At 47.9% G+C, this 11,856-nt stretch carries 12 protein-coding genes, 7 tRNA genes and 1 rRNA gene; 18 read left to right on the forward strand and 2 right to left on the reverse strand.

The window, feature by feature from the left end; genetic code table 11:
* The first annotated feature begins 157 nt into the window (after positions 1-157).
* The 7 genes from rrf to CEG13_RS18285 all read left to right on the forward strand — a co-directional run bounded on the left by rrf (position 158) and on the right by CEG13_RS18285 (position 2,803).
* Positions 158-273, forward strand: a 5S ribosomal RNA gene (gene rrf, locus CEG13_RS18255).
* Between the two features lie 183 nt (positions 274-456).
* A tRNA-Asn gene (locus CEG13_RS18260) sits at positions 457-531 on the forward strand.
* Positions 532-538: 7 nt separating this feature from the next.
* Positions 539-611: transfer RNA gene (locus CEG13_RS18265), tRNA-Thr, on the forward strand.
* Positions 612-849: 238 nt separating this feature from the next.
* Positions 850-1,341 carry a cupin domain-containing protein gene (locus CEG13_RS18270; RefSeq protein WP_100013331.1) on the forward strand — a complete coding sequence of 164 codons (492 nt, stop codon included), beginning with the start codon at positions 850-852 and terminating at the stop codon, positions 1,339-1,341.
* 116 nt (positions 1,342-1,457) lie between these two features.
* Positions 1,458-1,700 (forward strand): DUF2252 family protein, encoded by a 243-nt coding sequence (locus CEG13_RS18275; protein ID WP_158234726.1) that lies wholly within the window; start codon positions 1,458-1,460, stop codon positions 1,698-1,700.
* A gap of 65 nt (positions 1,701-1,765) precedes the next feature.
* Positions 1,766-2,524, forward strand: coding sequence for a sporulation protein (locus CEG13_RS18280; protein ID WP_100013333.1), 759 nt, complete (start codon positions 1,766-1,768; stop codon positions 2,522-2,524).
* 90 nt (positions 2,525-2,614) lie between these two features.
* Positions 2,615-2,803, forward strand: a complete 189-nt coding sequence (locus tag CEG13_RS18285) for a hypothetical protein (protein ID WP_100013334.1) — start codon at positions 2,615-2,617, stop codon at positions 2,801-2,803.
* Between the two features lie 20 nt (positions 2,804-2,823).
* On the opposite strand, the gene CEG13_RS18290 is transcribed toward CEG13_RS18285, so the two are convergent.
* Both CEG13_RS18290 and fabI read right to left on the reverse strand, forming a co-directional pair.
* Entirely contained in the window at positions 2,824-3,546 is a 723-nt protein-coding gene (locus CEG13_RS18290; protein WP_100013335.1) for a YwaF family protein, read from the reverse strand.
* A gap of 73 nt (positions 3,547-3,619) precedes the next feature.
* Positions 3,620-4,396, reverse strand: a complete 777-nt coding sequence (fabI, locus tag CEG13_RS18295; protein WP_100013336.1) for an enoyl-ACP reductase FabI — start codon at positions 4,394-4,396, stop codon at positions 3,620-3,622.
* Positions 4,397-4,611: 215 nt separating this feature from the next.
* On the opposite strand from fabI, the gene CEG13_RS18300 reads away from it, so the two are divergent.
* From CEG13_RS18300 to rocF, 11 genes are all read left to right on the forward strand, one after another.
* A tRNA-Glu gene (locus CEG13_RS18300) sits at positions 4,612-4,686 on the forward strand.
* 33 nt (positions 4,687-4,719) lie between these two features.
* Positions 4,720-4,795 (forward strand) — tRNA-Val (locus CEG13_RS18305).
* 44 nt (positions 4,796-4,839) lie between these two features.
* Positions 4,840-4,915, forward strand: a tRNA-Thr gene (locus CEG13_RS18310).
* Positions 4,916-4,956: 41 nt separating this feature from the next.
* Positions 4,957-5,041 (forward strand) — tRNA-Tyr (locus tag CEG13_RS18315).
* A gap of 11 nt (positions 5,042-5,052) precedes the next feature.
* A tRNA-Gln gene (locus CEG13_RS18320) sits at positions 5,053-5,127 on the forward strand.
* Between the two features lie 627 nt (positions 5,128-5,754).
* Complete coding sequence (locus CEG13_RS18325) at positions 5,755-7,044, forward strand: hydroxymethylglutaryl-CoA reductase, degradative (RefSeq protein ID WP_100013337.1); 1,290 nt, start codon at positions 5,755-5,757, stop codon at positions 7,042-7,044.
* Positions 7,041-8,018 carry a mevalonate kinase gene (mvk, locus tag CEG13_RS18330; RefSeq protein ID WP_100013338.1) on the forward strand — a complete coding sequence of 326 codons (978 nt, stop codon included), beginning with the start codon at positions 7,041-7,043 and terminating at the stop codon, positions 8,016-8,018. The genes CEG13_RS18325 and mvk overlap by 4 nt, the downstream gene beginning before the upstream one ends.
* 12 nt (positions 8,019-8,030) lie before the next feature.
* Positions 8,031-9,008, forward strand: a complete 978-nt coding sequence (mvaD, locus tag CEG13_RS18335) for a diphosphomevalonate decarboxylase (protein ID WP_100013339.1) — start codon at positions 8,031-8,033, stop codon at positions 9,006-9,008.
* Between the two features lie 11 nt (positions 9,009-9,019).
* On the forward strand, positions 9,020-10,120 hold the full coding sequence (locus CEG13_RS18340) for a phosphomevalonate kinase (RefSeq protein WP_100013340.1): 1,101 nt from the start codon (positions 9,020-9,022) through the stop codon (positions 10,118-10,120).
* A 104-nt stretch (positions 10,121-10,224) separates the two neighbouring features.
* Positions 10,225-10,626: a DUF3221 domain-containing protein gene (locus CEG13_RS18345; RefSeq protein ID WP_100013341.1), complete on the forward strand. Its 402-nt coding sequence runs from the start codon at positions 10,225-10,227 to the stop codon at positions 10,624-10,626.
* Between the two features lie 138 nt (positions 10,627-10,764).
* Positions 10,765-11,667, forward strand: coding sequence for an arginase (gene rocF / locus CEG13_RS18350; protein WP_100013342.1), 903 nt, complete (start codon positions 10,765-10,767; stop codon positions 11,665-11,667).
* The last annotated feature ends 189 nt before the right edge of the window (positions 11,668-11,856 follow it).

The raw sequence follows: 11,856 nt of genomic DNA on the forward strand, positions 1-11,856 counted from the left end.
TGGAAGCGTGGCGACACGTGGAGCTGACGAATACTAATCGATCGAGGACTTAACTAACATTATTTCGATGTCCCGTGTGCGCTTATTTAGTTTTCAGGGTGTAAATCCCCTTGCGTTTTTGCGCATAAATGCTTATAATAAAATGCACCAGCCATTGTCTGGCAGCAATGGCGGAGAGGCCACACCTGTTCCCATGCCGAACACAGCAGTTAAGCTCTCCAGCGCCGATGGTAGTTGGGGCCTTGCCCCTGCAAGAGTAGGACGCCGCCAGGCAAGCTTGATATAAAGCCAGCAAATACTTTGCTGGCTTTATATATAAAATTGATAAGCTTTCTGTTTAGTGTATAGAAATGAGAAACAATTACATACTATAAATACCAATGATTGGGAAGTGCCGTCAAATCAGTCACAGATTGAATCAGTGCACTTTTCATGTGATATAAGAAATTACCTTATTCCACAGTAGCTCAGTGGTAGAGCTATCGGCTGTTAACCGATCGGTCGCAGGTTCGAATCCTGCCTGTGGAGCCATTTTTATGCTTCCATAGCTCAGCAGGTAGAGCACCACCATGGTAAGGTGGGGGTCAGCGGTTCGAGTCCGCTTGGAAGCTCTCTCATAGGAAAACGTCTAATCTCTTAGGAGTTTAGGCGTTTTTGTTTTCGATAAACTTCAGTTTGTCTGCAGCACAAGAGCAAATAATATCGCAATTAAGTCAATAGAAAACCCTTCCAGTTTGAGTAAGACCAAATTTCCCTGGGATTTCTATATCATGACTTTCCGTGGGTTAGTTAAGCGTAAAACGGGTATGGGATAATTAGTTTAATAGAACTAAAAAGGAGAATGTAGCAATGGCCAACGTAAAAAAAGTCTGGTTTGAAAGTGATGGCAGTATACCGAATCACCCTACATTTCCTGTGCTGATATACCCGGAAGCATTTACGGAGCTGAATGAAATAGAGGATGCGTTTAATCGTCATGGCTGGACTGGCAGCTGGATCGGCGGCGTGTTTGATTTTCATCATTATCATAGCAATAGCCATGAAGTGCTTGGAGTCGTGAGTGGAGAGGCGCGCGTTATGCTCGGCGGTGAACAGGGGCAGACTTTCCAGGTGAAGGCCGGGGATGTCGTTCTTCTTCCAGCAGGGACCGGTCATAAAAAGCTGGAAGCGAGCAATGATTTTCAAGTGTGCGGGGCCTATCCGGAGGGCCAGAGTCCTAATTTGAAAAAAGGAGATCCTGCTGAACATGATGCTTCTTTGCTGGAAATTCGCTCGCTTAAACGGCCGGAAAGTGATCCGGTGTACGGCGAGAACGGTCCAGTGTTGGAGGAATGGAAGTAGCCCGGTAGGCGGGCGCGATCACCAATTTTACGTTAGGGAAAACTCACCTTTTGGCGAAAGTGTTGATCAGGAGGAATTGATCGAAACAAAAGGGAATGGGCGACACGGTTGACGTCATGGGAAAAATAACAGCGAAAATCCATGCGTGCACGGATGGCGATGCTGGTGGAATAGCCTTTGCCTATGAGAGTGAAGAAGAAATTATAAAAGCGATTGGCGATGATTTTGATCGTTTTGCTTCCGAAATCATGGCTTGGTCAATGTTTTACAAAAATCAAATGAATCTGGACTATCAGTTGTTTTGCGAATGGTGCCGGGATAAATTTGGTATCGAGGTTAAGAAAAAATTAGTAAATTAGCCTGTCATAGCAGGATTTTGGATGCAAGTGTCGAATTAAATATAATGATGAAGGGGGTATGAAACATGTTGAAAAAATGGCTTGCAAGTGCTGGAATTGGTAATGCAAAAGTAGATACACAACTGGATAATGACCAGCTTGTACCAGGTGAGGAAGTGAGCGGTAAGATTGTGCTGGAGGGTGGAAATGCTGAGCAGCAGGTAGATCAGATTCATTTATTTCTGATGACTGAAGCGGCTCGGGAAAGAAATGATAAAAAAGTATATGAAAAACTGAAACTGGAAGCTGTTACGGTAGGGAATTCATTCACGATTGGTGAAGGGGAGAAGAAGGAACTGGACTTCCGATTCAAACTGCCATTACAAACTCCGCCAACAGTTGGAAGAACCAAGGTTTGGATACAGACCGGCATGGATGTGCCTAATGCAGTGGACCCGAAAGATAGAGATTTTATCCGGGTGAAGCCGCATCAGAATATGGGAGCCGTTCTGGAAGCTTTAACAAATGAACTTGGTTTTCGTCTGAAGAGCGCAGAAATGGAATATTCCAAACGCTATCGCTACGTACAGGAATTTGAGTTTTCCCCGGGACATGAATTTAAGAGAGACCTGGATGAATTGGAAGTCATGTTTTTTATGCGTGAAGGCAGCATCGAACTTGTCCTGCAGGTAGACCGCCGTGCTAAAGGACTCGGTGGCTTGTTTGCGGAAGCGTTGGAAATGGATGAAAGTTTTACCCGTGTATCCTTTACCGATTCAGAAATTAACCAGGGCGTCCAGACTGTTGCAGATAAACTGCGTAATACCATAAGAAAGTTTAGTTAAATGCCTGTCCACTAAAGGCCTCGTAATAATTCCCCTTTAGCAAAAATACAATGGATACAGGAAGATTCTTTGTATTAAAGGGGTGGGGACATGTCAGTGAGGCGGATTTCCAGGCGTGACAAAAAGCAGACACCTGATGACAAACGGAAAAATGTACTTCTGGGGACGATCTACTTTACACTGATTTTGCTGGGGATTGGGCTTATTCTTGGGTTGCTTACCAATGGAAGTGATGAGGATGTTTTGCCAAGCATGACGATTTTCGTTTATATACAATAAAAGCGGCCCATTGGCCGCTTTTATTGTGCTGAGTTGCGGGTGAGCCTTACAATGCCGTAAAGAATGAAAAAGACGACGAATGCTGCCACACAAAAATTGATATAATACCAAGCGCCTTCTCCGAACAAATCAAGCGGCGTACTGGCTGTCGGGGTGGCGGAAAGATAGAGATAATTCGATCCGAGCCACGGATTGATGATAAAACCAATAAGAGCAGCGTAAATCAGTAAATAAGAGTATGTTTCCAGGAACGATTTGAACGTAACCCGGACATTGCTGGTCATTAACAGAAACACCCCGACCCAGGAAATCGCCATATGATGAACAAAAAATTTCCAAAAACGGAAATGTGGATAATCAGTCGGCAACTCCGGTGTGACCAGTGCTAAAAAAGCAGGTAGAAAACCAATGAAAAATGTAATAATGATCAGCTTTTTATGCCCGGTAACAAGTGCAATTGCACCGGTTATGCTGGCAATGCCGCATAAATGCAGCGGCACATGCTCAGCCCAGCTCCAAATCCCGTTAACCCCTGTCCACACTTGATAAGAAACTTCCGAGATGACGAGAAGGCCAAATAACCCCCAGCGCATGATTTGATAAATTGGCCGGCTGCCTGTGATTTTTTTATGTGTAAGAAGAAGCAGAATAATTCCGGAAGCATAAACGGCAAGGACGATCAAATGGCTGGTGCCAAACGGGTCAAACGCCGGTCCAGTCAAATCGGTAAACCACTCTCCCATAAAAACTCCCCCTGTTCAAATGGAAAAAACAGGCACGTGCGGGAATGAGAACACACCGTGCCTGTTCGGCGAGCTAACCGCCGATAATATGGAAACCGGAATCGACATGCAGCACCTCGCCGGTTATCCCTCTGGAAAGTTCGCTGACCAAAAACAGTGTGGCATCGCCAACCTGATCCTGATCAACGTTGCGTCTCAGCGGTGCTACATCCTCAATGACGCCCGCCTTTTCATTAAATCCAGATACGCCTTTAGCGGACAAGGTGCGAATCGGCCCAGCGGATACGGCATTGACACGGATACCATATTTGCCGACATCTTCAGCCAGGTAGCGGACACTGGCTTCGAGGGATGCTTTGGCTACGCCCATCACGTTATAATTTTTGATAACACGTTCTGCGCCCAGGTAGGTCTGGGTGACAATGCCCCCGCCTTCTGTCATCAAATCTTTCGCCGCTTTGGTTACTGCGACAAGAGAATAGGCACTGATTTCCTGGGCAAGCAGGAAGCCTTCTCTTGAAGTGTCGGCATATTCACCTTTGAGTTCGTCCCTGTTGGCAAATGCAACGGAATGAACGAGCCCATGAATGACACCTGCTTTTTCCTTAATTTCCGCGAATGCCTGCTGGATGCTTTCATCGCTTGCCACATCGCAATTGACGATGAATTTCGCTTCTATATCATTGCTTTCCAGCAACTTAACTAGCTTTTGGCGGGACCGCTCCTGCCTGTTGGTGAAAATCAAATTCGCACCGGCATTATGTAATGATTTCGTGATGCCCCAGGCGATGCTGCGTTCATTCGCGACCCCCATGACCACGATATTTTTTCCTTCTAATAAACCTGACATGGTTTTACCCTCCAATCTTTAGATTACTCGTTCATTATACCTTATTCCTCTGCCTGAAAGAAACAGTTTTCCTGAATGCTGCCCTGGATCTGAAGCAAGCGGGAAAAAAATATAAAAAGATGCGTTTTTCCTCTTTACAAAGGGGGGATATCTGGTTATAATAAAATTCGTCAGTTTAAAAAACATGTACAAGCTGCGGCACACGCGCGCACTTTGGCCCGTTGGTCAAGTGGTTAAGACACCGCCCTTTCACGGCGGTAACACGGGTTCGAATCCCGTACGGGTCACCACTTTTTTTATTTTCACGGAAATTTTGTTTCCCAGGAGGATTAGCTCAGCTGGGAGAGCACCTGCCTTACAAGCAGGGGGTCGCAGGTTCGAGCCCTGCATCCTCCACCATTTGTTTTTTAGGTTTGCAAGCCATCACCTTACAAATATCATAAGCCGGCCTAGCTCAATTGGTAGAGCAACTGATTTGTAATCAGTAGGTTGGGGGTTCAAGTCCTCTGGCCGGCACCATTTTTTCTTGTATAAATCAATGATAGACGGTGCATACTTATGGAGGGGGAGCGAAGTGGCTAAACGCGGCGGACTGTAAATCCGCTCCCTCAGGGTTCGGGAGTTCGAATCTCTCCCCCTCCACCATCTATTCATTTTGGGCTATAGCCAAGCGGTAAGGCATCGGGTTTTGATCCCGTGTACCCCAGGTTCGAATCCTGGTGGCCCAGCCATTTATATTTCACTTTTCATACATAGTTTTTTCGGATAAACAAGGCTGGACATTTTTAACAGCCTTGTTTATTTGCATTTTATGCGGATTTTTTGGATAATAGAAAGAGATTTTTTTGTACAGCTAAATTATTTTAGCAAAGGCTTTTTCTAAAAAGATTGAGACTGCGATTACTCGTCCCATCGAAAAGCGTTTGTTGTTTATCACGGTATCTGAACTGTGACGTGCTCCCTGCCGCTACGGAAATACCCCTTCCACCTGCTGAGCGCTGGTGAGCCTCCTCGCGCTGTCTCCGCTTGAGGGGTCTCACCTATGCTTATCATTCCGCAGGAGTCTCGGGGTTTTTCCTCTACTGGGTGAGGTGTCTTTTAAAAACAATCAACGAGCACTCATGTCACATTTTCGATCAACTACAAAATAAATAAGCAACAGAACTTACGAAAAGAGTCTTAACAAAAAGCGAAGTATACACTTTTTCCGTCACCAAAAGGTTAACAACGTTCAGGTTTTAAAAAATAATACAGCCCGGCATGTTTTAACCAAAAAATTAGCCGGATACATGTTATAATAGGAAAAGCAGTTTTTTCTATACGATAATTAATGATGATAGTTAAAAGGGTGATATGGCATGAAGACCTCTCGGATCCCGGGCTTTTATAAAAAATCGGTCAGTGAGCGCAGGGAAGTGCTGAAAGACCTGCATTCCTTCACAGAGGAGGAAGCAGCGGCATTGTATGCAGAAGCACCGCTCACAGGAGCAACAGCCGATAATATGATTGAAAATGTGATCGGCACTCATCCGTTGCCTTTAGGTTTAGGATTGAATTTCCAGATAAACGGGAAAGACTATATCATACCAATGGCAATTGAAGAGGCATCTGTTGTTGCTTCTGCCAGCCATATTGCCAAGATCGTCCGGAATGCTGGCGGGTTTACTGCCGAATCGACAGACAGGGTGATGATCGGCCAGATTCAGGTGGTGGGTGCCCCTGACCTACAGAAAGCTAAGTCGACGCTGCTTGAGGCAAGAGATCAGCTGATTCAAGGAGCCAACGATGCTTACCCAAGTATTGTGGCAAGAGGTGGGGGCGCAGAGGATCTCGAGGTGCGCATCCTTAATGAATCATCCGAATCCAAGTATGGGCAGATGCTTGTACTCCATTTATATATCAACACATGTGACGCGATGGGTGCGAATATCATTAACACCATGGTGGAATCCATTGCTCCGGTTGTGGAGGACTTGACCAAGGGCAAGGTGTATTTGCGGATTTTGTCGAATTATGCCGATAAATCCTTGGCGAGTGCACGCTGTGTGATCCCTCCAGAGCTGCTCGAGACCGGTTCCTACTCCGGCGAAGAGGTCCGTGACGGGGTGGTTCATGCCTATGAATTTGCAGCAATGGATCCATATCGGGCTGTCACGCATAATAAAGGTATTATGAACGGAATTGACCCGGTTGTCATCGCCACAGGAAATGACTGGCGAGCGGTGGAAGCGGGGGCACATGCCTATGCCGCACGGGACGGTCATTACGGGTCCATGACAAAATGGTATGCTGACGAAGAAGGAAACCTTGTCGGTGAACTGGAACTCCCGATGTCCGTCGGTATTGTCGGGGGTGCTACCCGCATTCATCCGATGGCGAAACTTTCGCTTGGCATGATGCATATTGAATCCGCCAGAGAGCTGGCGCAGGTTATTGTGTCCGTTGGTCTGGCCCAAAATCTCGGTGCCCTGAAAGCACTGGTGACCGATGGCATTCAAAAAGGGCATATGGCACTACATTCTCGCTCTGTTGCCATCGCAGCAGGGGCTTCTGGGGAGATGATTGATGTGATTGCAGAACAGTTAATAGAAGAAAAAGAAATCCGTGTGGGAAAAGCTAAAGAATTGGTGGAACAGCATAAAAAATGAGTATACAAAAAGCAACAACAACAGAACAAACAGCTATTGGAATAGCTCATAGCAAGCTGATTTTGATTGGGGAGCATGCGGTTGTACACGGACAGCCTGCTATTGCGATCCCTTTTCCATTGGTTGGCGTGGAATCGGTGGTGGAATACGTGCCGGGCAAGGTAAAACTGGACTCAAGCTTTTACCATGGCCCGCTGGATTCTGTCCCGGAGAATTTGAGCGGAATTGCCAATTGTATTAAAGAGACGCTGACGTACCTGGATCTGCCAATGAATGATTTGCTGATCCAGATTAAATCATCAATCCCGCATGGCAAAGGACTGGGTTCCAGTGCTTCTGTGGCGATTTCGATTGTCCGCTCCCTCTTTGCTTACACGAATCGCACCTGTACCACGGAGGAGCTGCTGGAACTGGCGAATGTGGCGGAAACCTATGCTCATGGTTCACCAAGCGGCATTGATACGCTGACAATCACCTCCGAATCCTCGGTTTGGTATGAAAAGGACCATCCGGCTGATTTTATTCAACTGAGTGAGGACTTCCATTTTGTTGTGGCGGATTCCGGGAGGATCGGTGATACCCGGACCTCCGTGGAATCGGTCGCGACGCTGCTCCTTTCTGCTCCCAGACGCATTCAGCGCAAACTTGACCGGATCGGCGAGCTCACCCACCAGGCGAAGCACGCATTGGAAAAAGCCGGCAAGCATTTCCTTGGCCAAATGCTGAATGAAGCGCAGAAGGAACTGGAGGCACTTGGTGTGAGTGATGCCGGTTTAAACCGTCTGATTTATTTTGCCCGGCAGGAAGGCGCACTCGGCGCAAAACTAACCGGTGGCGGCAATGGCGGCTGCATCATTGCCCTGGCGCAAAATGAAGTGCATTCCAGGCAGCTTGCCGAAAAGCTGCGCAAAGTCGGGGCGCACGCGGTTTGGCCATTTGTTTTAAAAAAAGATAAACATGGAAGCGGCGAATAGGGGAAACAGATGATGAAAGCCACAGCTAAAGCACATACAAATATTGCGTTAATCAAATACTGGGGGAAACGCGACGAAGAACTGATTTTACCGACCAACAGCAGCTTGTCGCTGACCCTGGACGGTTTTCACACCACAACAACGGTGGATTTCCGTGAAGAATTGAGAGAGGACCGGTTTACCCTGGATGATACGGAGATTACAGGAGATGCGTATCAGCGGGTATCCGGCTTTTTGCATCGGATTCGTTTGTTGGCAGGGAAACGTGAGCTTTATGCAGATGTGCGATCGGTGAATGAAGTGCCGACTGCGGCGGGGTTTGCTTCTTCGGCTTCCGGTTTTGCTGCACTGGCCGCAGCTGGCTCACGGGCGATCGGCCTGTCACTGAATGACCAGGAGCTCTCCCGCTTAACCCGGCAAGGCTCCGGATCTGCCTCCCGTTCGATTTACGGCGGGTTTGCGGAATGGCAAATGGGTGAGAAACCGGACGGCTCCGATTCACACGCCGTTCCCATTGCCCCTATAGATCACTGGGATATCCGCGTGGCAGCTGTGGTTCTTTCCTCCACGCAGAAAGACGTTTCCAGCCGCGCGGGTATGAAGCGGACGGTAGAGACCTCTCCTTTTTATTCCGGCTGGCTGGACAGTATCCCCCGCGACATGGAGGAGATTAAATCCGGCATTGCGGCGAAGGATTTTGAAAAGGTGGGTCAGGTCGCTGAGGCGAACTGTTTGAAGATGCATGCCACGACCCTTGGAGCACATCCCCCATTTACGTACTGGCATGACACAACGATGGCAGTGATGCAAAAAGTCCGGGAGATGAGGGCAGCAGGCATCCCGGCTTATTTTACAATTGATGCCGGACCGAATGTGAAGGTGCTTTATCTGCCGGAACAGGAAAAGCAAGTGGAAGAGACACTCCGCAGCATCCCCGGTGTGACCGACGTGCGCTTGAGCAAATCCGGCAAAGGAGTACAGTATCTTTAGGAGGAAATGGTGTGCGCAACACTTCATTGACGATTAAAACCCCTGGAAAATTAATGGTCGCCGGTGAATTCGCCGTTCTTGAGCCGTATCATGATTTGGTGGTGATGGCCGTGGACCGGTTTGTTTACGCGAGGTTAGAAGAGAGTGACACCAACCGCCTCAGTCTGGAAGATTTCGGTCTGCATGATCTCAACTGGAGCTTTGGTGTGGATGGTATCGAGGTTGACGGCGAGGATGATCGTGTGCTATTTGTCCAATCCGCGATGTCGATAGCCTGTACATATTTAAACGAGAAAGGTATTACGCCAACACCTTTTCATCTTTCCATCCGCAGTGAACTGGATGATGCCTCGGGGGCAAAATACGGATTGGGGTCAAGCGCTGCCGTGACCGTCTCTGTAGTCAAGGCCATCCTGCAAAAGCATTTGCCGGATTCTCCACGGGAAGAGCTCGTTTTTCGGCTTGCGTCTATTTCTCATGTGACAATACAAGGCAATGGGTCAGGCGCGGATGTTGCCGCTTCATCCTATGGCGGTTTTCTCCGGTATGCTTCGTTCCAGGCGGAGTGGCTGCAGGAGGCGTATGCAGGGGCAGCGACACTTCATGGGCTGCTAGAAAAAGATTGGCCCTATTTTTCCTTGGAACCTGTGCGGCTTCCGGATGATATTTATGTTTGTGTTGGCTGGACGGGAAAGCCAGCCTCCACGAAGAGGCTGGTGGATGAGATCCTGAAGTTGAAGACTTCGAACACCGGGGCGTTTCATGAATTTCTTGCCAGCAGTGAGCAAGCAGTGGGCAATTTTTTGACAGGCATGCAGAATGCAGATACAGAACTTTTGCTTGAAGGGATCAGGAAAAATCGGCACGCGCTTCGTGACGTAGGGCGAGCGGCAGATACAGCTATCGAAACGCCCCTTTTGGAGACGCTTTGCGACTTGGCGGAAACCCATGGCGGCGCCGGTAAACCATCCGGAGCAGGCGGCGGTGACTGCGGGATTGCTTTTATGCCGTCCAGGGAGCAAGCGGAGCGGTTGATGGAAGCATGGGGGGCGACTAGTATCCGTTCGCTGAAGCTGAAGCCCTTTTCATATGGTGCGGAGGTAGTAGAGTAAAACAGGTTGAATGCCTGTTTTATTTTTTTGACTTTTTTAGGAGGATTAGGTGGGTGGTTATAGAATATATATCACTATGAATAAACATTGAGGGGTTTAAAACAATGCTAAAGAATTGCTTTTTGCTTCTGGTGTTCTCGATCCTGCTGATTGGCTGCAGCACAGCTAATGAGGAAGAGAATAGTGATTTTAATGGTTCTCCGATTGATATTGAGGAAGTGGATTTCACTGTAGAAAATAGTAGGGAAGGATACGTTCTTTTTAAACAGGAGGACGGATTCGATTTTGCTCCTACTTGGGATGAGGAATTAAGGAAGGAAGTTGAGGAGAGTAAGGATCTTCGGAGGTACCCTGATGCAATGTATGTATCCATATCGAGAACAGACTTTGACATGTCTGAGCTAGAAGAGGGAGACAGGGTAAGAATTTGGGTTTTCGAAGTGTTGGAAATGGCTCCTCCTCTTGGATATGCTGAAAAAGTGGAAATAATAGAGGGTGACGGATAGTAGGAAAAAAAGTAATGCCCTTGACTTTTTCATCGTACCCTGCAGCATTACTCCCTCTTGCATATATATACAAATAAATGTCGAGTTGAGTCATCTCTCCTGTTTTGGCTACAATAACAGCAGGAGGAGGCTAAACCAATGAAAAACAAGATGTCCGTAATCGGCGTGCCGATGGATTTAGGGCAAAGCCGCCGCGGGGTCGATATGGGGCCAAGCGCCATGCGGTATGCTGGTGCCATTGAAACGCTTCAGGCATTAAAAGATGATATACATGATTTGGGCGATATTGCGATTTCCCGCCCGGACGCACGCGATGAGCAGAACGAAAGCAATTTGAAAAACTTTAAACAGGTCATGGAAGCGAGCGAGGAATTGGCGCGCATTGTGGATCAGGAAATTGAAAAAGATCGTTTCCCATTAATCCTGGGCGGTGACCACAGCATCTCGATCGGAAGTCTCTCCGGGATTTCCAAACATTACGAGAATCTGGGTGTCATCTGGTATGACGCACATGGGGACCTGAATTCTAGTGAAACCTCCCCATCCGGCAATATTCACGGCATGCCACTGGCCGTAAGTATAGGCGTTGGTAACGATAAGCTGACCAACCTCTATGGTTATGCACCGAAAATCAAACCGGAGAACATTGTAATCGTCGGCGCGCGGTCGCTGGATCCGGGAGAGCGTGAATTAATCCGGGAAAGAGGCATTCAGGTTTACACGATGCACGAAATCGATCGGATTGGTATGCCTGCCGTTATGGAGAAAACCATCAACTACCTGAAAGAGCGTACAGACGGGGTGCATCTGAGCCTGGATCTGGACGGTCTCGATCCAACTGAGGCACCTGGCGTCGGCACTCCCGTACTTGGCGGATTGTCCTACCGGGAGAGCCATTTGGCCATGGAAATGCTGGAAGAATCAAATATGCTCACCTCTGCAGAATTCGTGGAAGTCAATCCTATTCTGGATGAGAAAAACAAAACAGCAACGATGGCAGTTGGCCTGATGGGGTCTTTATTCGGCGAAAAATTGAAGTAACTGCAGGAAAACTTGGCTGGGGGTGCCAAGTTTTTTTGTTGGGGAGGTGGAAGGCCGAGGTTCGAGCAAGCGAGAACGAGAACTTCCGCCCGAGAACGAGAACTTCCGCCCGAGAACGAGAACTTCCGCCCGAGAACGAGAACTTCCGCCCGAGAACGAGAACTTCCGCCCGAGAACGAGAACTTCCGC

It is taken from the genome of Lentibacillus sediminis, assembly GCF_002763455.1.
In the GTDB taxonomy this organism is placed as follows: domain Bacteria; phylum Bacillota; class Bacilli; order Bacillales; family Amphibacillaceae; genus Lentibacillus_D; species Lentibacillus_D sediminis_A.